General features: G+C 42.4%; 21 protein-coding genes. 11 read left to right on the forward strand and 10 right to left on the reverse strand.

Annotation, left to right across the window (positions count from 1 at the left end; all coding sequences use genetic code 11):
- Positions 1 to 38 precede the first annotated feature (38 nt).
- The 4 genes from tssC to G337_RS0100800 all read right to left on the reverse strand — a co-directional run bounded on the left by tssC (position 39) and on the right by G337_RS0100800 (position 4,033).
- Complete coding sequence (gene tssC / locus G337_RS0100785) at positions 39 to 1,520, reverse strand: type VI secretion system contractile sheath large subunit (protein ID WP_028862175.1); 1,482 nt, start codon at positions 1,518 to 1,520, stop codon at positions 39 to 41.
- On the reverse strand, positions 1,520 to 2,029 hold the full coding sequence (gene tssB, locus G337_RS0100790; protein WP_028862176.1) for a type VI secretion system contractile sheath small subunit: 510 nt from the start codon (positions 2,027 to 2,029) through the stop codon (positions 1,520 to 1,522). Before tssB ends, tssC begins: the two co-directional genes overlap by 1 nt.
- A gap of 83 nt (positions 2,030 to 2,112) precedes the next feature.
- Positions 2,113 to 2,631 carry an Hcp family type VI secretion system effector gene (locus tag G337_RS0100795; protein WP_028862177.1) on the reverse strand — a complete coding sequence of 173 codons (519 nt, stop codon included), beginning with the start codon at positions 2,629 to 2,631 and terminating at the stop codon, positions 2,113 to 2,115.
- Between the two features lie 43 nt (positions 2,632 to 2,674).
- Positions 2,675 to 4,033, reverse strand: a complete 1,359-nt coding sequence (locus G337_RS0100800; protein ID WP_028862178.1) for a type VI secretion system protein TssA — start codon at positions 4,031 to 4,033, stop codon at positions 2,675 to 2,677.
- 926 nt (positions 4,034 to 4,959) lie between these two features.
- On the opposite strand from G337_RS0100800, the gene G337_RS0100805 reads away from it, so the two are divergent.
- Genes G337_RS0100805 through G337_RS0100815 form a run of 3 tightly spaced genes read left to right on the forward strand, consistent with a single transcriptional unit; the run spans position 4,960 to position 7,834 of the window.
- Positions 4,960 to 6,966 (forward strand): type VI secretion system Vgr family protein, encoded by a 2,007-nt coding sequence (locus G337_RS0100805; RefSeq protein ID WP_028862179.1) that lies wholly within the window; start codon positions 4,960 to 4,962, stop codon positions 6,964 to 6,966.
- Entirely contained in the window at positions 6,966 to 7,535 is a 570-nt protein-coding gene (locus G337_RS0100810; protein ID WP_028862180.1) for a DUF6931 family protein, read from the forward strand. Before G337_RS0100805 ends, G337_RS0100810 begins: the two co-directional genes overlap by 1 nt.
- A 2-nt stretch (positions 7,536 to 7,537) precedes the next feature.
- Complete coding sequence (locus tag G337_RS0100815; RefSeq protein WP_028862181.1) at positions 7,538 to 7,834, forward strand: PAAR domain-containing protein; 297 nt, start codon at positions 7,538 to 7,540, stop codon at positions 7,832 to 7,834.
- Between the two features lie 86 nt (positions 7,835 to 7,920).
- Here the strand turns inward: G337_RS0100815 and uvrB are convergent, their stop codons facing one another.
- On the reverse strand, positions 7,921 to 9,933 hold the full coding sequence (gene uvrB, locus G337_RS0100820; RefSeq protein WP_028862182.1) for an excinuclease ABC subunit UvrB: 2,013 nt from the start codon (positions 9,931 to 9,933) through the stop codon (positions 7,921 to 7,923).
- 952 nt (positions 9,934 to 10,885) lie between these two features.
- Between uvrB and G337_RS0100825 the strand changes: the two genes are divergently transcribed.
- Entirely contained in the window at positions 10,886 to 11,479 is a 594-nt protein-coding gene (locus tag G337_RS0100825; protein ID WP_028862183.1) for a YajG family lipoprotein, read from the forward strand.
- Between the two features lie 224 nt (positions 11,480 to 11,703).
- The gene (locus tag G337_RS0100830; RefSeq protein ID WP_037026792.1) at positions 11,704 to 12,264 is read left to right on the forward strand and encodes a peptidylprolyl isomerase; all 561 of its coding nucleotides are present in this window, start codon (positions 11,704 to 11,706) and stop codon (positions 12,262 to 12,264) included.
- Positions 12,265 to 12,334: 70 nt separating this feature from the next.
- Here G337_RS0100830 and minE read toward each other — a convergent pair whose 3' ends face one another.
- From minE to minC, 3 genes are read right to left on the reverse strand one after another with little or no spacing between them, the layout of a single operon-like run.
- Positions 12,335 to 12,610, reverse strand: a complete 276-nt coding sequence (gene minE / locus G337_RS0100835; RefSeq protein ID WP_028862185.1) for a cell division topological specificity factor MinE — start codon at positions 12,608 to 12,610, stop codon at positions 12,335 to 12,337.
- Between the two features lies 1 nt (position 12,611).
- Positions 12,612 to 13,424 (reverse strand): septum site-determining protein MinD, encoded by an 813-nt coding sequence (gene minD / locus G337_RS0100840; protein ID WP_028862186.1) that lies wholly within the window; start codon positions 13,422 to 13,424, stop codon positions 12,612 to 12,614.
- A gap of 13 nt (positions 13,425 to 13,437) precedes the next feature.
- The gene (gene minC, locus G337_RS0100845) at positions 13,438 to 14,157 is read right to left on the reverse strand and encodes a septum site-determining protein MinC (protein WP_028862187.1); all 720 of its coding nucleotides are present in this window, start codon (positions 14,155 to 14,157) and stop codon (positions 13,438 to 13,440) included.
- Positions 14,158 to 14,283: 126 nt separating this feature from the next.
- On the opposite strand from minC, the gene G337_RS0100850 reads away from it, so the two are divergent.
- The 5 genes from G337_RS0100850 to G337_RS0100870 all read left to right on the forward strand — a co-directional run bounded on the left by G337_RS0100850 (position 14,284) and on the right by G337_RS0100870 (position 16,911).
- Positions 14,284 to 14,583 (forward strand): YcgL domain-containing protein, encoded by a 300-nt coding sequence (locus tag G337_RS0100850; RefSeq protein ID WP_028862188.1) that lies wholly within the window; start codon positions 14,284 to 14,286, stop codon positions 14,581 to 14,583.
- A complete protein-coding gene (locus G337_RS0100855; protein WP_037026796.1) occupies positions 14,570 to 15,586 on the forward strand; it encodes a lytic murein transglycosylase in 1,017 nt (338 codons plus the stop codon). The genes G337_RS0100850 and G337_RS0100855 overlap by 14 nt, the downstream gene beginning before the upstream one ends.
- A gap of 7 nt (positions 15,587 to 15,593) precedes the next feature.
- Positions 15,594 to 16,034: a YcgN family cysteine cluster protein gene (locus G337_RS0100860; RefSeq protein ID WP_028862190.1), complete on the forward strand. Its 441-nt coding sequence runs from the start codon at positions 15,594 to 15,596 to the stop codon at positions 16,032 to 16,034.
- A 99-nt stretch (positions 16,035 to 16,133) separates the two neighbouring features.
- A complete protein-coding gene (arsC, locus tag G337_RS0100865; protein ID WP_028862191.1) occupies positions 16,134 to 16,484 on the forward strand; it encodes an arsenate reductase (glutaredoxin) in 351 nt (116 codons plus the stop codon).
- 28 nt (positions 16,485 to 16,512) lie between these two features.
- Positions 16,513 to 16,911: a DUF2069 domain-containing protein gene (locus G337_RS0100870; RefSeq protein ID WP_028862192.1), complete on the forward strand. Its 399-nt coding sequence runs from the start codon at positions 16,513 to 16,515 to the stop codon at positions 16,909 to 16,911.
- Positions 16,912 to 16,928: 17 nt separating this feature from the next.
- On the opposite strand, the gene hda is transcribed toward G337_RS0100870, so the two are convergent.
- Together hda and G337_RS0100880 are read right to left on the reverse strand one after the other, a co-directional pair.
- Positions 16,929 to 17,657 carry a DnaA inactivator Hda gene (hda, locus tag G337_RS0100875; protein ID WP_028862193.1) on the reverse strand — a complete coding sequence of 243 codons (729 nt, stop codon included), beginning with the start codon at positions 17,655 to 17,657 and terminating at the stop codon, positions 16,929 to 16,931.
- A 12-nt stretch (positions 17,658 to 17,669) separates the two neighbouring features.
- A complete protein-coding gene (locus G337_RS0100880) occupies positions 17,670 to 18,725 on the reverse strand; it encodes a DUF2066 domain-containing protein (RefSeq protein ID WP_028862194.1) in 1,056 nt (351 codons plus the stop codon).
- A 298-nt stretch (positions 18,726 to 19,023) separates the two neighbouring features.
- Between G337_RS0100880 and purM the strand changes: the two genes are divergently transcribed.
- Positions 19,024 to 20,064 (forward strand): phosphoribosylformylglycinamidine cyclo-ligase, encoded by a 1,041-nt coding sequence (purM, locus tag G337_RS0100885; RefSeq protein ID WP_028862195.1) that lies wholly within the window; start codon positions 19,024 to 19,026, stop codon positions 20,062 to 20,064.

Consider the following 20,064-nt stretch of genomic DNA (forward strand, 5'->3'; position numbering starts at 1 on the left):
GTTACTCCACTCGGGAGCCGAAGCTCCCGAGATTAAAATCAGCTTGGAATATTAGCGACCATGCGTAATGAGGTCGTTAATTCTTCCATCTGCAGCCACGGACGAAGATGTGCAACTGCAGAGTAGCTGCCTGGACGGCCGGCCTGCTCAACAACACTCACACGTGCTTCAACAAGCGGATACTGTGCTTTTGCTTCATTGCCGATAGCATTCGGGTTAACATACTGCTGAACCCAGTCTGTCAGTTCTTTCTCAATATTGCCTGCATCAATATTAGAGCCGACACGATCACGTCCCATCACTTTCAAATACTGTGCGATACGGCTGCTGGCCATAGTGTACGGCAGGCGCGCAGAGATAGCAGCATTTGAAGTCGCATCAGGATCTGTATAAGTTTTTGGTTTATGAGTCGTCTGTGCGCCCATAAATACCGCATAGTTGCTGTTTTTGTAATGAACCAGAGGAAGGAAACCAAGATCACTCAGTTCTTTTTCCCGTTCATCGGTCAAGTTAACTTCGGTTGGACACTGCTGCAGCAGATCGCCGCCTGGAGAGTCATAGGTAAAGTTAGCAAGATTTTCAACTTTACCGCCGTTATCTGCACCACGAATAGCAGTACACCAGCCGTACTTAGTATAAGCCTGGGTTAATAATAAACCGAATTCATAAGCAGCATTGCTCCATACAAAATCATCTTGTGATTCAGGAGCCGCTTTACCGTTAGCGTCCAAGCCCAGCTCTTCAAAATCAAAAGAACGTACAGGCACTGTACCTTTACCGTATGGCAGACGAGCAATCGTTTTAGGCATAGTTAACGCCACATAACGGGAGTCGTCACTGGCACGAAATGCATTCCAGCTCGCGTAGGCAGGAGAGTCAAAACCGGCCGCAACAGGTTTACCCTCATAAAAAGTCTCAAAAGAGTTAAAGTCAAACATGCTCGCACTTGCAGCCGCAATAAACGGAGAGTGCGAAGCGGCCGCGACTTCTCCCATGTAACGAAGCAGTGCAACATCTTCATCACCATAACCGAATTCATAATCACCCAGCAGCGCACCGTAAGGCTGACCGCCTGCTGTACCAAATTCCTGCTGGTAAATCATATTAAAGAAACGGCTGCGGTCAATAGCAGGCGCATCTTCAAACTGCTCAAGCAGCTCATCTTTAGTGTAATCGGCTAGTTTTATCTTCAGATCTGCACCCAGTTCACTGTTTTTTACCAGTTTCTGCAGACCTAACCAGGTACCTTCCAGCTTCTGAAAGTCTGGATTCTTCATTGTTGCAGACAGCTGTGAAGAAATTTTTACATCCAGCGCCGCAATTGCTTTTTCAATAGTCAGCGTTAAATTTTTATCCCAGGTCACAGTACCGTCAAGCGCCTGTGAAGTCAGAGAGGATAATAATTCTTTTGTTGTATCAACAGGAGTCTGAGTGGTGGCAGTAATCGCACGCTCAAGAAAACTTACTTCACCTTCAGCAGCTTCTGCCTGCTGAGCCGTTTTTTGTTGTTCAGTAGACATTATTCAGCCTCCCCTTTCTGCACACCTAGTTCACCGGCAAGATGCTGAATAGCATCCGCACTCTGCAGTAATTCTTTAAGCAGTTTTTCCAGATCGCGAGAACGATCCGCTTTGCTTAGTAACACTTTTAACTGGTTACGTGTTTCAACCAGCTGTTTTAAAGGCTCGATATTCTCAACAAGATTTTCCGGCTGAAAATCTTTCATTGATTTGAAATTAAGATTCACTTCAAACTGGCTGTTATCATCCGCTAATTTATTATCAACTTTATAAGATAAGCTCGGGTTAATCTGCCCCATTACTGAATCAAAATTATCTTTGTCGACCCCGGTAAATTCACGCTCTTCCAGATCCACTTTTTCACTTTCTGGTTTGTGACCAGAAAAATCACCAATTACGCCTACGACAAAAGGCAGTTCTTTGGTTTCTGTTGCACCATTTGTTTCTACGTCATACGTTATACTAACGCGGTTTTTGCTAACACGTTTGTGTTGTGAGTTGACAGCCATACTTCCCTACCTTTATTGAGCTATAATTAGAACCTGACAAAACTGTTGTTATGCGCCGCTTTAGCAGCGGCGCAGGCCGCAGGTTATTTAGCACCTGACAGCATCTTACCTTGCGGTACGTTATAAGAAACAAGACCGCCTTTTTCCATTTTACCGCCGTCGTCTTCATGCCAGTGCAGCTGATCTAACTGGATGTAAGACATTGAAATGCTTTCAAAAGGCTGAGAACCGTCAGAACCGCTAACGTTGTAAGAAACTACACGCGCTTTTTCTAACTTCACTTGAAAGTAAATATCGCTGCCTGAACCGTCGCGAGAAGGTTTAGTGAAAACGATTTCTACATTTTTACCTTCAAGACCTGGACTAAACAGGAAAGACAGCAGATCTTCCGATGCTCCGTCTGTTTCTTTAGTGATATTAACTTCACTCATAGCCACCATGCCCGAATCGGCATTTGTACCATTACCAATATCCATCGCAACTGAACGCACTGCGCCCCAGCTGTATGAACTTAGTGCAAACCAGCCGTCGCCTGGTAGACCTTCAACTGTTGCACCACCGGTAACTTTAACGCCTTCGATCCGCATGTAAATACTCGCCATAATAACTTTCCTCTTTATTATATTTAATTAATCACAGCTGCAACTACCACAGTGATTCACTGCTTGATTTCTGCTGTGTGTCTGGTGGAGCCTGGTTATCCGTTTTTTCTGTTTCAGGAACAGCAAAAACAGGTTTGTTATCTGCCGGCAGCTGACGCTGCTGTGCAGGTAGAACTCGCGCTGCGCCTGTGCTGTTATTATCATTAGGCAGCGCAGTTTGTCCTTGTTCATCTAATCCCGTTAAATTAAACACGCGATCTATAGTATCTTGTTGATTTGAAAGCAGCTCTGTCATTAATTCCGGCAGCGGCATATACCCCCAGCGGATTGACTTGTCTAACAGATAGGCCACCGGACTATGCGGTTCCGTCTGTCTGAAATAATCAGCAATTTCACGAAGCTGCTGAAATGCCTGATCTCGATTAAACTCCTGCTGTTTGGCCAGTGAAGTAAACGAGACGGGCGCAGGAGCCGATTGAGGGTTTTCCATCGCTGCATTCTCCACATTACAAATATTTTCAGCACTATTTTCTACATTCTCAGCGCTGTCCGGCACATCCTGTACAGGTGCCGTTACGGCCGGAGCTGACGATGTCGGTTTTAATCCCGATATAAATTCAACGGCCCGCAGCATCTTATCAATAATGCTGATTACAAATTGAAACCCGGGCGGTGAAAGTAAATACTGCTGACAAACAGCCTTAACCTGCTTTTCTATCGCTGCAATACTGTTTTTAAATTTCTCAAGATTTTCAATTAATTCCACAACCGGGGCGCGGTCTGCAAGTGCAGCTGCACGATAACGGCTGCGGATTTCAGCCAGATTGCCTTTATGCTCCTCACTTTGATAGCGGGAAAAGTCCAAATCAGCAATTAAAGGAGTCATCAGCAGCGGAGAGTATAATAATCCGCTGTCTTCACTTTCACCCAGCAGCTGTACAAAGGCTTTCACTTTAAAACTATTGATCTCAGCTTGTATTGCGCTTTCATCTGTGGATTTTATTTTATTATCCGGTAATATCGGCTGCAGCGAATCCCAATGAGAACTGACCAGCTCCTCAAGCCATAAACTAGTCTGCAGCGCACCGCTTAGGCTGGGATCAATAACCACCTGAGCAGCCGTCATCCAGCCGGCTAGTTCAATATCTCGAGATGAATCAGCAAATACATCCGCTAAGCTTCCTGATAACTGATTCCAGTTATTTTTATTATCTTCCAGCAGCGCATCCAGCTCATCAGCCTCAGGATTCTGATTAAGCTTTCGCAGCGACGTCTGCGCTAAATTAAATTCATTACGAAGCGGCCGGAAGGACTGCCGATCAGATTTTAAATACACACCGCAGAAATTATTTTCTGCCAAAGGCGATAACAGAGTCTGGCGCTGACTTTCAGTAAGTATCATCGTATCCATTACTTTATTTGATTAAAAGTTGTTATGTAAAAAGTGAAAGCTGTAAATCGAATATTTAAAAAGACAATGTTTATTATATCTACACTGCCAGTCTAACCCGCCTTATTTTGTCACCTCAAAATATATATATAACAAACACTAACAGTTAACTAACGAACTAAACAAGCATTTTTTCATCATAAAAACACTCAGATTACAGGGGCAGAAGCACACCGGTAAATTACTGCCGTCAGTAGGAATTTCAATTAGACCGGGCAAACGATAAAAGAAAAGCAAATTTCCATACCTGCAGCTGGTAAACTTGGGCTCACAGCACACTAACATACACAGCGGCTTGTTTGATAATACGGCAGTCTGAAAACCCAATTTTTCATTATACGTAATCCATACGCAATCTACCATAGCTCAGCGCATTAATCTTCTTACAAGGCACTGATATTAGGACACTGAAAGTGTTCTGCTAATTACGATTTTAATTATTCACTGATTATTTTTAAAATAAACATCCTGGATCACACTGCGTAAACTCATGTCTCCAGAACCCTATATTTCTTTTTGATTTTTGATCAAAAGCTCATATTGTAAGAAAGTGGCTTAATATCAACAGATATCCACTGTCACGTTCGTCAGGATAAATTTAAAATCAAAGCAGCCTAACTGACAATAATTACTTAATTGCAGAGAACAGATCAACATTAACAAATGTAATCATAAAAAATAGGCTTTACCCTTAAACAATGAATAATAAATTGCCGGAATATGTTCTGTGATAACATTTAATTCCAGCAGCAGGCACAAAACAAAGGTAAGCTAGATTTGCTTGATATTAATAGTTAAATAATAAGCCTGTCCCTCAATATGGATTCTGCTTTAGACGAACTGCCGGGATATGCACTATAACAATAAGAGAATTGAATATGTCAGTGACCAGTTACAATGAAAAAAACCGCCCTGTTCAGGCAAAACTGGATGGCAAAGGCCCGTACATAGTTACGCAGTTAACGGTAAAGGAACAAGTTTCAGGCAGATCTGATTTTAGCGCCGTTTTTTTCTGTAAAGAAAAAATATCCGAGAAAGTGCTGGGCAAAGTACTTGATATCCAGTATTCCCCCGGTATCGAAGAAGAGAGAAATAAAGCGCGCAGTTTTTTAGCTTTAATCTCGTCGCTGGAAAACATTGAATTTAATATGTCCAAGCAGCTTTATATGTACCGGGTTGAAGCGGTCGACCCGCTTTCTATTTTTGCCTACCGCACCACCAGCCGCACCTTTCAGGACATGACCAGCAAACAGATCATAGAAAAGGTTCTATCCGATTCCGGTCTTAAAAATTATTTCAAAGTATCCCCCCGGAGTGCCGGAATAAAACGCAGCTGCTGTATTCAGTTTAATGAAAGCGACTTGAATTTCATTAAACGCCTATTAGCCTCTGAAGGCTGGCATTATCACTGTAACCATCAAGGAAGCCAGCCCGTCGTTACCATTGCTGACAGCAACCAGGATTTTGCCAAAGCGAACGATGATAAGGTCCCTTTTATCGTTGAAGCTAAAGCAAAAACTTTTTCAATCACTCACTGGAACTATCGGGAACAGTTAGGTGTCAGTAAATTACTGTTAGCCGATCACAGTGAAGAGTTAGCCGAATGCTTAAACAGCGGCGAAAGAAACACCACATCCTCAGTAAAAAACAGTGCCTTAAGTGAATACTTTTTCGGGCAGGGTAACAGTGATAAAAGCACCATTCGTGATGCCGGAAAACGGCAGATGGAAAGCCGGGACTGCGGCAGAATAATCATTAACGCCCGCTCTTCGGTTCCATCATTAGGCGCTGGTTTATGCTTTACTTTAAGCGAGCATACGCAGTCCGAATATAACCAGGAATATCTGATCACCCGGGCAGAGCATTATTTTAACGGTAATGAAACGGGCACTAATATTGAATATACAAACAGCTTCCAATGCATACCTGCAGGCACACCATGGCGTCCGCCTTTTATCAATAAACCCTGCATAACGAATATTCAAAGCGCAGAAGTCACAGGTCCGAGCGGGGAAGAGGTCAATCAAGATAAATCCGGACGTATAAAAGTACATTTTCACTGGGATAAGGACGGTAAGAAAGATGAAAACAGCTCCTGCTGGATCCCGGTAGCACAGTCGACGGCAGGTAATGGATTCGGCATGCAGTTTATTCCGCGTATTGGGGATGAAGTACTGATCAGCTTTATTGACGGGGATCCCGACCGCCCGGTTGTTTCCGGATCCATTTATAATGAAAAAAATAAGCAGCCCTACAGCAGCGCCACACAAAGCGGCATAAAAACACGCAGCACTCCCAGCGGTAATAGTGATACCGCTAACGAACTGCGCTTTGAAGATAAAAAAGATAAAGAAGAGCTGTTTCTGCAGGCAGAAAAGGATATGACGGTTAATGTCAAAAATGATCTGAAACAGACCATCAAAGGGCTGGCTGATTTTGATATTGAAAAAACCCTAGACTGGAAAAGCAAAGAAGCAATGAGCCTGAGCAGTGAAGATGCACTCAATGCCAGCGCCAAAAAAGATCTGTCCTTAAAGTCAGATGCCGGGATCAGCTGCAGTGCTTCTAAAGGCGCACAGTTAAGTGCCGGCTCAAGCGTAGAAATCGACGGACAAAGTATCGAACTCTCTGGAAAAACCAGCATTAAACTATCCGTCGGCAGTTCATCTATTGAACTGAGTCCAAGCGGTATAAAAATTTCCGGTGCGCAGATTTCTGTCGCTGGACAGGCAAAAGCGGAAATAAAAGCGGCTATGGTTGATATAACCAGTCAGGCCAAAGCCAGTGTTAAAGGTGCAATAGTCGAAGTAAACGGGAGTGCTATGACACAGGTAAAAGCCGGTGCTATGGTACAAATTCAAGGCGCAATCGCGAAGGTAAACTGATGAGTTATTTAAAAATCCCCCACCACAGCGCGGCTGATATTCTCAGTCTTTATGAAGCAGGCGATGAATTTATCGAACTGGCTCAGCAGCACAGTGATCCGGCATCTTTAATTGACAGCGCTGTCGAGCAGCAGCTGTTCAGTGATGTTGTGATATTTATTGCGCACGCACTGCCGGTTCGAGAAGCGGTCTGGTGGGCATGCTGCTGTGCTGCCAGCAGGACAGACTGGAATGAAAATGAAGCCAATGCAGTTCGAGCGGCTAAAGCATGGGTCCACGCTCCCGATGAAACATCACGACGCCTTGCGGAGCAGATGGCGGCTAAAGCTGAATTACAGTCTGGCGCCGGCTGGACCGCGCAGGCAGCATTCTGGAGCGGCGGCAGCATGATAGCGGCTGGAGAGCCGGTTATTCCCCCGCCGGAATATTTATATTCTCATGCCGTTGCCGGCGCAGTTAATTTATCAGCGGTAATGCCTGACGGACAGGACGCACAAGCACGTTATGAAAACTACTTAAAAATAGGCTTGAATATCGCCAGTGGCGGAAACGGCCAGACAGGAGAATAACCATGCTGCCAGCAGCCAGAGCAACCGATATGCACGTATGTCCCATGCAGACCCCTGCTGTTGTCCCTATTCCGCATGTCGGCGGGCCGTTACTGCCGTTACCGTCAACGGTACTGATAGGTAATATGCCGGCCGCCACTTTAGGTCAAATGTGTGTCTGTGTCGGGCCGCCGGATTCCGTGATAAAAGGCAGCGCAACCGTATTAATCAACAGCAAGCCGGCTGCCAGAATGGGAGATACTACCGCTCATGGCGGCACAATTGTACTCGGCATGCCGACCGTCCTGATCGGCGGTTAAACTGCTGATTCCGAGATAATCGGCTTTACTCTTTGCTGTATATGAATCAGAGAGATAAGCCGGTTATAAAAACGCACAGACAGCTTCTACCCCATAGTCACCAGCAGTTCATGCAGCTTTGCTACTTCGTCCCTTATTTGAGCCGCTTTCTCAAACTCTAAATCTTTAGCATAAGCAAACATCTGTTTTTCTTTTTCAGCTATCTGTTTAAGCACATCCTGCTCGCTGCTTATATGATAATCAGCTCTAGATTCCGCAACTTTATCCTGCTTAGTTTTAGCTTTTTTAAGGTTACGCTGTCCGAGCTGCATTACATCATTGACTTGTTTTGTTAATCCCTGCGGAATAATACCGTTGTCCCGGTTAAACTCATCCTGCAGCGCCCGTCTGTCTTCTGTTACTTTTATAGCTTTGTGCATAGATCCGGTAATACGGTCGGCATAGAGAATCGCTTTACCTTTTAAATTACGCGCGGCCCGGCCCATGGTCTGAATCAGCGAGCGTTCTGAGCGTAAAAAACCCTCTTTATCTGCGTCTAATACTGCCACTAACGACACCTCGGGAATATCCAGTCCTTCGCGCAGCAGGTTAATGCCTATTAGTACGTCAAAAATGCCCAGGCGCAGGTCACGAATAATCTCCACCCGTTCAACCGTATCAACATCTGAATGCAGATAACGCACCTTTATACCGTGTTCATGCAGATATTCAGTAAGATCCTCTGCCATACGTTTAGTCAACGTCGTTACCAGAACCCGCTCTTTAAGGGGAATACGCAGATTAATCTCAGAAAGCAGATCATCAACCTGGGTATTAACCGGACGTACTTCAATTTCCGGATCCAGCAGACCGGTCGGACGAATAACCTGGCGAACGATATCTCCCTGAGATTTATCTACCTCATACTCACTGGGTGTGGCTGAAACATAAATAGTCTGCGGGGCGAGGGCTTCAAACTCTGCAAATTTAAGCGGCCGGTTATCTAAGGCAGAAGGTAAACGAAAGCCGTAATTAACCAGGTTTTCCTTACGCGAGCGGTCTCCTTTATACATAGCACCAATCTGCGGCACTGTCACATGACTTTCATCGATAATTAATAAGCCGTCTTTAGGCAGATAATCAAACAGCGTCGGCGGCGCATCACCATGACCTCTTCCGGACAAATAGCGAGAGTAATTTTCAATACCCGAGCAGTACCCCAGCTCATTCATCATCTCAATATCATACAGAGTGCGTTGTGAAATACGCTGTTCTTCAACTAATTTATTCTGCTCTAAAAATTCTTTTTTCCGTTCATTTAACTCCTCTTTTATAGCGTCAACTGCTTTCAGAATCTGCTCTCGAGGTGTAACGTAATGAGTTTTAGGGTAGATAGTAACACGCGCAAGCTTATCTAACTGCTGACCAGTCAGCGGGTCAAAGACACTGATGTTTTCAACTTCATCATCAAACAGCTCAATACGAAAAGCTTCCTTTTCTGAATCAGCAGGAAAAATGTCAATCACTTCTCCGCGCACCCGGAAGGTACCACGGCTTAACTCAGTTTCATTACGGTTATATTGTAAATCAACTAAACGCTGCAGGATTTCGCGGCTGGAAATGATCTCCCCGACACTCAGATGAAGCATCATCTCTAAATAAGCACTAGGATCGCCTAAACCATAGATAGCAGAAACAGACGCCACCAGCACCACATCTTTGCGCTCTAACAGCGCTTTAGTTGCCGACAGACGCATCTGCTCGATATGAGCATTAACAGCGGCATCTTTCTCAATAAAAGAATCTGAGCTTGGTACATAAGCTTCAGGCTGGTAATAATCATAATATGAAACAAAATACTCAACCGCATTATCCGGAAAAAACTCTTTCATCTCACCATACAGCTGCGCGGCTAAGGTTTTATTAGGAGCAAGGATTAATGTCGGACGGTTGAGCTGTGCAATGGTATTAGCTAAAGTAAATGTTTTACCCGATCCGGTTACCCCGAGCAGGGTTTGAAAAGCCAGGCCCGACTCAATACCTTCCACTAACTGCTCGATAGCCTGAGGCTGATCACCTGCGGGTGAAAACGACGATGATAACTGAAACTGTTTTTCCATAATAACCTCAAGTTTAGAACACGGCATATCTATCCTTCTGAGCAATTGAATATGCATCCTCAATAACTGAGGATAGAACTGACAGTTTAACATATCACAAGTACAGATAACTGTGCGCATAACAAGGTGTACAACGGTAATTAACAGCGCTTCAAGCAGCTGCGCAGAAGAAAACACCTAAAAAACACCCATTAGCTGCAATTTATATTGGAAAGTCTCTTTTTTACTTATTATATGTAAATAATCAGCCTCTATATGCAGTTTTAAATTTAAGATCTTTACCCTCGACTCAAGGCATATTCACATTTTTTATATGCAATAATGATAAATAACCTTTAGCTTAGGTTTATAAAACGAACAATAAAAACTCCGCTATTTAACTAATTGTCAATTATTTTTTTCAATTTAATTTAAAAATAATTCACAGAAAATTATTGACTTTCAAACAAACAAATAGTGCAGAAAAAACATCAAACAAAAACTATTTACACTCTATTGACATTGCTAACTCATTGTATTTAAAAGCAGTTTTATTTTGTTTGTTTTTAGTGCAAGGTAAAGCAAAGCAAGTGATAACGGGGGCTTCAGGCACTTTTACGAAAAACTCCCACAGAGTTATCCACAGAAAAAGTGGATAACCCGGGTAAAGCCAGAAACCATCAGTGCTGCAGTCCGACAATGTACTTTTCGTCAGGATCTTCTTTAAAGCTTGAATATTGTAAGCTGGTCATATTTTATACAAAAACACAAAATACTCATAAATAATAACAACGCCTGTCAGGCTGTAAAAAAGAATCAAAAGCACAACAAGATTAACCTTAAAGGAGCACTTATTTAACAAATAACATAACAGCAGCTCAAAAAGCCTGCTTTTTATGCAGTAAAAAAAACAGACAAATCAAACCGATTTGATATGATCTTTATCCCTCAATCTGTTATAGGAATTACTATTATGCTTAACCCACGGCTCAAACCTGTCCGCCTGCTGACACTTATACTAAGCAGTGCTTTATTGTTCTCCTGCAGCGGCACTCCCACAAGCACGCAGCTGCAGCCTCAATTATCCAGCATTGATAATAATAAAAGCCTTGAGAGCAGTATAAACTGGTCTGTAAGCAGTCAGGATCGCCGTATTGCGCATTATTTAATTGAAATAAGCACAGGAGATGATGCGGCAGTTCTTATTAATGAATCGGCAGGCAGTAAACAAATTATTGAACAGGCTCTACGCAGACAATGGCTGAAACAGGGCATGACTCTAGTGTCATCCAGTCCGTATCAGATAGATATTCAGGTTATTAAACTGCTGTCACAGGTAAAGCAGTCAACTCTTAGTCATGAAATAGATTCGAATATCGTTATAAAAGTACAGCTAAACTCCGAAACTAAAACATTCAGCAAAACATTTAAGGCGAAATATTCTGCACAGGCGCCGTTTCAAGCTGACATAGATGAATTAAGTGAAAAATTAAATACTCAGTTATCACAACTTTTGAATGAAATAGTTCAGGATCCTGAGCTTAAGAGTAAACTTCTGCAACTTTAAAATAATACCAAACCCACTAATTTTCTATTCATTGATGCTTGTTAAAATGGACGCTAGCTTCGTTCTTGATTTTGTAATTAGAATAACTAGTTACTGCAATCAACGCCTTGCTTTCATCCATTTTTCCTACGCCTAAATAGAACACCTAATTAATGGAATTGGTATAACTTAAGACAAGTACGGAAATAACTATTTCCATATATAGCCAGTCAAGGAATTAAATAATGAAACATTTTCTATCTGTATTTTTACTTTTAATCAGCAGCTCGGTATTCAGCGCAGATAATCCCGTCGTTGAAATGGATACTTCAGCAGGCAAAATAATTATTGAACTCTTCCCGGAACAGTCACCAGAAACGGTTGCGAACTTTTTAGCTTATGTTGAAAGTGACGGTTTTAAAAAAACCACTTTTCATCGGGTCATTAATGATTTTATGATCCAGGGTGGTGGTTTTAAAGAGTCGGGACAAAGAGCGCCGTCTTCAGCACCGATTAAAAACGAATCCTTAAACGGTTTAAGTAATAAACGCGGCACGATTGCAATGGCAAGAACCGAAGAGCCGCATTCAGCAACGCGCCAGTTCTTTATTAACCATAAAGATAACGGCTTTTTAGATGCCAACGGCGGCAAGTATGGTTATGCCGTATTTGGCAAAGTAAGCTTAGGCATGGATGTTGTAGATAAAATTGCAGTCGTTGATACAGGTATTGCAGACAGGCCGCTTCGTATGGTTATCATCAACAGCGTGAGTTTAATAAACACAGAGCCGAATAAGGCAGAATAAAAGTCAGGCAGGAAATTAAAAGATGCGGCGGCTCAGCCGCATCTTTATCTTTTATCACAGCATATTCTATCTAAAAAGGTGTGTGCTGCTTCGGTAATGCAACATTTACTTCCAGTACAGAGATATCATCATCTGCTTTATCGGTAAACTCACATTTTACGTCATTGCTTGAAATCTCCATATATTTACGAATTACAGCAACAATCTCTTTCTGCATTTCTGGTAAATATGCAGGTCTGGCCGCTGATGAATGCTCATGTGCAACAATAATCTGTAAACGGTCTTTAGCAAGTTTGGCGCTGCCTTTTTTAGGCTTTTCCTGTCTGAAATATTGTAATAATCCCATTTTAACCTCCAAATATGCGGCTTAAAAAACTTTTCTTTTCATAGGTTACAAAACGAAGATCCCGCTCTATACCCATTAAACGATCCACCGCATCCTGGTATGCTTTACCTGCATCACATTCCTGATTCAAAATGATAGGTTCGCCTAAATTCGATGCATTTAATACATCCTGTGATTCTGGAATCACACCTAACAGATCGATACCTAACAGATCGTCGATATCATCAATACTTAACATCTCTTCTTTTTCAACACGCTCCGGGCAGTAACGGGTAATTAACAGATGCACTTTAACCGGGGTCAGCTGCTGTTCAGATCGATATGACTTACTTGAAAGCATACCGGTAATACGATCTGAATCACGCACTGAAGAGACTTCAGGGTTAGTGGTTACCACCGCTTCATCTGCAAAGTACAAGGCCATCATCGCACCTTGTTCGATGCCGGCCGGTGAATCACAAATGATATATTCAAAACCGTCGGCTTTTAAATCATGAATGACTTTTTCCACACCTTCTTTGGTTAACGCGTCTTTATTCCTGGTTTGCGATGCCGGCATAATGTAAAGATCACTGCTGCGTTTATCTTTAACTAATGCCTGCTGCAAATTTGCTTCACCGTTAATCACATTAATCAAATCGTACACAACACGGCGTTCACAGCCCATGATCAAATCTAAATTACGTAAACCGATATCAAAATCAATAATTACGGTTTTCGCACCAGACATTGCAAGACCGGTACCGATTGCCGCACTGCTTGTTGTTTTACCGACACCACCTTTACCTGATGTCACGACAATAACTTTTGCCATTATTATTCCTTAGCTAATTAATCTGACTTAAATTTGTTAATACGATCTGTTCATCTTGTAATGAAACGATGCTGCTTTTACCGGCAAACTCATGCGCTAAATCATCACTCAGTTTATAAACTCCGGCGATGGAAACCAGTTCAGGGCTGAGTGCCTGGCAGAAAATTGAAGCGCTCTGATCGCCCATAGCACCGGCTAATGCTTTACCGCGTAATGCGCCGTAAATATGAATATTGCCGTCAGCAATCACCTCAGCCCCGGCACCAACATCGCCGTTAATAACCAGATCACACTCTTTAGCATAAATCTGCTGACCGGAACGAACTCGCCCAGTATGAATTTTAGTCTTTATATAACTGCTTAATACAGGCGGCTCGGCTTCAGCTGCCGGCACTTGTTGTTGTTCTTGTTCAGTTTTAACTGCAGCTTTGGCAGCATGACGCCTTGAGCTGCGTAAAACAGCAATATTCTGCGTATTGATAAGCTCTTTCTGAGGCTCTGATAACTCTCCAGAAATGCCCACTAATAAAAATCCCTGTTCACTCACGACATTCTTTAACTGGGTAAAATCTAAATTCAGCGTTTCACTTTCAATATTGACGACAACGGGAGCATTGCTGAAAAAATCAGGGGCCATCATACGTTTTTTATTAAGCTCTTCTGCTAATATAGAAAGCTCTTCACTATCAACATTCACCACAAGCAGGGTGAAATTTAACGATTTTAATGTCATAACTGTCCTGTCTTTATTCATCTTTATGATTTGACTTAAAATTCAGCTAATTTCTATAAAAATTAAAGCAGATAACATGTTATAGTTTGCAGCCAAAATAGGCAAGTAAAGGGCTGAATTAGTATTATGTTATGTGCTGTATATAAAAGTATTCGCAAACCGCAAACCTATCTTTTTATCGCTAAAAGAGATGATTTTTCACCTGTTCCCGATCCTCTTTTAGAACAATTCGGTCCGCCGCAGTTAGTTTCTCTGCTAAATATTAAAAAAGATACAAATCTAGCCCTTGCAGATGCTGAAAAAGTACTCTCTTCGATTGCCGGTAATGGTTATTATCTGCAGCTTCCTCCTCCGCCTGTTAACCACTTAAAAGAACATAAAAAGTGGAAAAAACAACAACAAGGGATCCAAGATGAAAATATATAAATTTACCGGTTTTTTCTCTGTGCTGAGTATCTGTTCCGCATCCTTAATGCTTCAAGTCGTTAATGCGGCCGAGGTAGAAAAAATCCCTTTTGAAGAGTACGTTGAAAATATCAAAATTGAAGCCAAAGAAAACGGCATTGATGCGGCCGTTGTTGACCGTGCCTTTACTGACGTAGAATTTTTACAGCGCAGTGTCAAATCAGACAAGGAGCAGCCGGAATTCAAACTGACCTTAGATACCTATATTCCCCGCGCGGTGCCTGACTGGAAAATAGAGCAGGCGCGGGAAGCTTACCAGAAGCATTATCATCTGCTCCATAAAATTGGTAAAGAGTACGGTGTACAGCCGAGGTTTATTGTTGCTCTGTGGGGTATTGAAACCAATTTCGGCCGCTTGACCGGCCGTCATTATATTATCTCATCTTTAACAACAATGGCTTACGAAGGACGTCGGGAAGCGTTATTTAAAAAACAGCTGTTTGCAGCATTAACCATTTTAGAAGAAGGCCATATCGAGCAGGATAAATTTATCGGTTCATGGGCCGGTGCGATGGGTCAGGTGCAGTTTATGCCGACTTCCTACCTTAACTATGCGGTGGATTATGACGGTGACGGTAAAAAAGATATCTGGAACAATTATTCAGATGTCTTTGCTTCGGCCGCTAACTATTTAAAAACTGAAGGCTGGAATTATGATGAAACCTGGGGACGTCAGGTTTTATTACCCGAGAATTTTGACAGCGAATTAGCCGGCATCAAAAAACAGAAAAAACTTGCACAATGGCAGGAGCTGGGAGTACGACGCTTTGACGGCACAGCTCTGCCTAAAGTTGATCTTGATGCATCAATTGTTATACCCGATGATGCCAGCGGCAGGGTTTACCTTGCCTACAACAACTATAAAGTATTAATGCACTGGAACCGTTCATATTACTTTGCAACAGCGGTCAGTTATTTATCTGAACGAATTAATCACCCGCGCATTACAGCTCCAACTGAATAAGGTACACATGAGTAACTTCTGGGAAAAGAAAACACTGTCACAAATGTCACAACAGGAGTGGGAATCACTTTGTGACGGCTGCGGTAAATGCTGTTTAAACAAAATCATTGACGATGACACCGAAGAGCTGCATTTTACTAATGTGGCTTGTCATCTGCTGCATACAAAAACATGTAAATGTAGAAAATACCAACAGCGCTTTAAGTTAGTTAAAGACTGTGTAAAAGTTTCACTCGATGATATTGAGCAGTTTCACTGGCTGCCGGCAAGTTGCGCCTACCGCTTATTAGTTGAAGAAAAACCATTACCAGACTGGCACCCTTTAATTACCGGCAGTCAGTCGGCAATGCATAAAGTCGGATGCTCAATTCGAGGAAAAATCATTTCAGAAACAGCAGTGGATCCTGAAAATCTCGAAGATTATATTGTTACCTGGCCGGCAGAATAATTCTTATAAACACGGCGGTTAAACTTAAAGTGATTATATCCGGCTGCACAAGCGGATAAATACAGCAAAGTAAAACCGCGACTTCCAAAAGGAATAAAGATGACCGATATTACTATTTACCATAATCCGCGCTGTTCAAAGAGCCGTGCGGCATTAGCCCTGATTGATAATAAAACAGATAACCTAACCGTGGTTGAATACCTGAAAACACCGCCAAGTTTAGAAACGTTAAAACAGATTATTGAACTGTTAGGTTTCAACAGTGCAAGACAGTTAATGCGTACTAACGAAGATATCTATAAAACGCTGGCATTGAAAGATGTACAGGATGAAGAGAAACTATTACAGGTTATGCTGGAAAATCCGAAACTGATTGAACGCCCTATTGTATTAGCAAACGGAAAAGCAGCTATTGGACGCCCGCCGGAAAGCGTTCTGGATATCATTTAATGTTATTACCCGCAGCCGGAAACTAACTATGAATAAAACCGAGTTTTTTAAATTACTGGCAAAAACCGGCTATTTCGGACTGCTTATTTTTGTTCCTGCCTGGCACCTGTGGCTGTCACCGCCGGCGCTGGGTATCAGTCCCTGGCTGGTTACTGCGCTGTGGTTTGTACCTTTATTATTCCCGCTGAAAGGAATTTTGCAGAGCAATCCTTATACATATGCCTGGAGCGCTTTTGTTGCTCTGTTGTACCTGATGCACAGTATGGTTATTTTATTAACCGATCCGGCTCAGAGGATGCTCGCTGTTGTTGAGCTGATACTGACCTGTTTATTTCTCTCCGGTAATATCTACTTTGCGAAATACAGAGGGCGAGAAATGGGCTTGAGCATCCGCAAAAAGAAGGCTGCACAAAAAATTAACAAGTAGGTTGTAAAGTCTTAGAGTTAAAGCTCTAAGACTTCTTTAACAAAAGGAATAGTAAGTTTACGTTGTGCTTCAAGCGAAGCATTATCTAAACGATCCAGTGTTGTTAACAGCGTATTCATATCTCGTGATAAACGATTCAATAAAAACCGTCCGACATCAACGGGCAGTTTCATACCTTTCAGCTGCGCCCGCAGCTGCAGCGCTCCCAGTTTTTCTTCATCATTCAGCGGCGCTAAATGATGACAGGCTCCCCATTCAAATCGGGACACAAGATCATTGAGCTTTATACCTAACTGTTTGGGCAGATCACCGGCAGATAATACTAAACTGGCCCCCGGCGGACGGTTGTCTTTATTGTCTAACCAGCGGTTGTAAAAATCAAAAAGTGCTTTTTCCCATTTTTTATCACCGGCGACTGCATCTACATTATCAATACACACCAGAGTGACTCTTTCCATATTTTCAAAAATATCCAGGGTCATGCCCTGATAGTGATGCAGAGGGATATAAGCAACACTGTCGCCGCGCTCGTCAACTTCACTGCATAAAGCATGTAACAGATGTGAGCGCCCGCTGCCGGACTCTCCCCACATATACAGGACAGGTTCACCGAGCCCTACCACACTGTTTTTCAGCTGAGTCAGTAAAGCGGCATTTTGTCCCGGGTAAAAACTCGCAAAAGTTTCATCATCAGGAAATTTAAGTGCTAATAATGGATATTGAAAGCGTAACTCATCTTGAGGCATGGGTTTCCTTAATTAACGCCAGTAAAAATGAAATTTTTCATTATTAGAAAGATCTTCCTGCAAAGCCGGCTGGACTGACAGTGCATTTGCAAAACTATGCAGACCGCCGTTAACTTTAACATTAATTGTGACCTGCTGATCTTGTACTGACACAACTTCAAATGAAGCAATAGCTAATAACCCGGATAAAAGATCATTCACTTTTGTTAACTGCGCTAATGAAGTAATACCTTTAATATAAATGGTTTGTTTAAACTTCTCATCTTCGCTTTCCAGCACCGCATACTGCCCTGCATAATAATCCGCAATAGAATTAGTCATTTTTGCCAGAAGCTGTGATTTCTCACCGTAAATTTTATCTGATAATAATATTTCGTTTTGTTTAGTCAGAGTGTCAGACTGGACTAATACCCAGTCTAAATACCAGTTATCTTGCGACACCTTTTTCAAATTAGCGGCAACAAAATGATTCATTGCATAACGTGCACTGGCGGCTGCAATCGGCGTATAAAAACGCCCGGCAACATCAGATACAGATAATGCCAGATTATCATCCAGATCCATTAAAGGAAACTGCAGAGTAATACCGCGATCATGCTGCTGGGACTGCAGCAGTGAAGAGAGTTTCGATTCTGTACTGTTATTAATCATATAGTCAGAAAGCAGTTTACGAGTACCCTGCTCATCTTTAATTAACCAGACTAACGTTGTCGGCCGAGTATCTCCCCAGACAGGCTGCTGCATATCCTTTAACGCCTGATTGATTTTACGCTGATCAAAAACGGCAAAAAAGTAACGCTGCTCTTTAAACATTCGGTAACCAAACTGAGATAACAAAGTCTGCACTTTTTTTAACAGCAGTTTACTTTCAGCCAGTTTAACCACCTCAGTATTACCGGATACTTTTACCAGCACTTGTTTTAAAGCCTGTTTTTTGAGCAGATCTTCACTCTGTTTCCCGACAGCAATATTGCCCTGATAAGGGTTATCAAATTGAGCGGCAGATAACTGCGATGTAAATGCGATAAGCAGGATAAACAGACTGCGTGTTAAGAAAATGAATTTCATTAAGTTAACTACCATTTTAAATAATAAAACTTGATCATAAGCAGATCTAACTCTATTGCAAGATGATAATTATAATAAACGCATTATATTCACCAACTAACTGAAACTTAAATCAATTCAGCTCCTTTGAAAATACAGATAATTCCCCCGGCTGGAGAAAGATTCACCATAAAGCAGAAAATCAGTGCATAAATAGTTAGCTCCCAGGCATATAGATGCTAAAATGCCGCCAGTTCCAATTCATCAAACTCTATAAAAGCCTAAACAGCTTTTTCAATTAATTTTGCGGGGAATGCAAGTGAGCAACGACAAAACCTCTTTAAGCTATAAAGACGCTGGCGTAGATATTGACGCGGGTACAGCATTAGTTGAGCGTATTAAAGGTGTAGCTAAACGCACTAAACGACCAGAAGTTATGGGCGGATTAGGTGGTTTCGGCGCATTATGCCAGCTACCAACAGGGTATAAAGAGCCTTTATTAGTTGCAGGTACTGACGGTGTCGGTACAAAACTGCGTTTGGCAATTGACCTTAAAAAACACGACACTGTCGGTATTGATTTAGTGGCAATGTGTGTAAACGATCTTATCGTTCAAGGTGCAGAGCCTCTGTTTTTCTTAGACTATTACGCAACAGGTAAACTGGATATTGACGTAGCTGCTGATGTTGTCACGGGTATCGGCGCCGGCTGTGAACTTTCTAACTGTTCACTTATCGGCGGTGAAACTGCTGAAATGCCGGGCATGTACGAAGGTGATGATTACGATATCGCCGGTTTCTGTGTCGGTGTGGTAGAAAAAGCTGATGTTATTGACGGTACTAAAGTGGCGGCTGGAGATGCTTTAATCGCGGTGGGTTCAAGCGGACCGCATTCAAACGGTTACTCCTTAGTGCGTAAAATTTTAGAAGTATCTAAAGCAGATACCAGCGCGCCGTTCGGTGATTCAACGCTTGGTGAAACTTTATTAACACCAACTAAGATTTACGTTAAGTCCACTCTGGAATTAATTAAAAACTGTCCGGTACACGCTATTTCACATATTACCGGTGGTGGTTTCTGGGAAAATATTCCCCGTGTATTACCTAAAGGCAGCAAAGCGGTGGTTGACGGCAGCAGCTGGCAATGGCCTGCTGTTTTCAACTGGCTCCAGGAAAATGGTAATGTAGAAACAGAAGAGATGTACCGAACATTTAACTGTGGTGTTGGTCTAATGATCGTTGTTCCTGCTTCTGAAAAAGAAAAAGCAGTAGAAATCCTGACAGCTCAAGGTGAAAATGCCTGGGTATTAGGCCATATCGAAGATGCCCGTGAAGATGAAGCACAAGTAGAGATTAAATAA

This window comes from Psychromonas aquimarina ATCC BAA-1526 (assembly GCF_000428725.1).
In the GTDB taxonomy this organism is placed as follows: domain Bacteria; phylum Pseudomonadota; class Gammaproteobacteria; order Enterobacterales; family Psychromonadaceae; genus Psychromonas; species Psychromonas aquimarina.

Bases quoted from the DNA above. Each gene is read 5' to 3' on its own strand.
- G337_RS0100810 (WP_028862180.1), top strand. From the start codon at position 6,966: ATGAGTTATTTAAAAATCCCCCACCACAGCGCGGCTGATATTCTCAGT.
- G337_RS0100855 (WP_037026796.1), top strand. From the start codon at position 14,570: ATGAAAATATATAAATTTACCGGTTTTTTCTCTGTGCTGAGTATCTGT.
- G337_RS0100850 (WP_028862188.1), top strand. From the start codon at position 14,284: ATGTTATGTGCTGTATATAAAAGTATTCGCAAACCGCAAACCTATCTT.
- arsC (WP_028862191.1), top strand. From the start codon at position 16,134: ATGACCGATATTACTATTTACCATAATCCGCGCTGTTCAAAGAGCCGT.
- tssC (WP_028862175.1), bottom strand. From the start codon at position 1,520: ATGTCTACTGAACAACAAAAAACGGCTCAGCAGGCAGAAGCTGCTGAA.
- G337_RS0100795 (WP_028862177.1), bottom strand. From the start codon at position 2,631: ATGGCGAGTATTTACATGCGGATCGAAGGCGTTAAAGTTACCGGTGGT.
- G337_RS0100800 (WP_028862178.1), bottom strand. From the start codon at position 4,033: ATGATACTTACTGAAAGTCAGCGCCAGACTCTGTTATCGCCTTTGGCA.
- uvrB (WP_028862182.1), bottom strand. From the start codon at position 9,933: ATGGAAAAACAGTTTCAGTTATCATCGTCGTTTTCACCCGCAGGTGAT.
- G337_RS0100860 (WP_028862190.1), top strand. From the start codon at position 15,594: ATGAGTAACTTCTGGGAAAAGAAAACACTGTCACAAATGTCACAACAG.
- G337_RS0100880 (WP_028862194.1), bottom strand. From the start codon at position 18,725: ATGAAATTCATTTTCTTAACACGCAGTCTGTTTATCCTGCTTATCGCA.
- G337_RS0100825 (WP_028862183.1), top strand. From the start codon at position 10,886: ATGCTTAACCCACGGCTCAAACCTGTCCGCCTGCTGACACTTATACTA.
- G337_RS0100815 (WP_028862181.1), top strand. From the start codon at position 7,538: ATGCTGCCAGCAGCCAGAGCAACCGATATGCACGTATGTCCCATGCAG.
- hda (WP_028862193.1), bottom strand. From the start codon at position 17,657: ATGCCTCAAGATGAGTTACGCTTTCAATATCCATTATTAGCACTTAAA.
- G337_RS0100870 (WP_028862192.1), top strand. From the start codon at position 16,513: ATGAATAAAACCGAGTTTTTTAAATTACTGGCAAAAACCGGCTATTTC.
- tssB (WP_028862176.1), bottom strand. From the start codon at position 2,029: ATGGCTGTCAACTCACAACACAAACGTGTTAGCAAAAACCGCGTTAGT.
- minD (WP_028862186.1), bottom strand. From the start codon at position 13,424: ATGGCAAAAGTTATTGTCGTGACATCAGGTAAAGGTGGTGTCGGTAAA.
- G337_RS0100805 (WP_028862179.1), top strand. From the start codon at position 4,960: ATGTCAGTGACCAGTTACAATGAAAAAAACCGCCCTGTTCAGGCAAAA.
- minE (WP_028862185.1), bottom strand. From the start codon at position 12,610: ATGGGATTATTACAATATTTCAGACAGGAAAAGCCTAAAAAAGGCAGC.
- G337_RS0100830 (WP_037026792.1), top strand. From the start codon at position 11,704: ATGAAACATTTTCTATCTGTATTTTTACTTTTAATCAGCAGCTCGGTA.
- minC (WP_028862187.1), bottom strand. From the start codon at position 14,157: ATGACATTAAAATCGTTAAATTTCACCCTGCTTGTGGTGAATGTTGAT.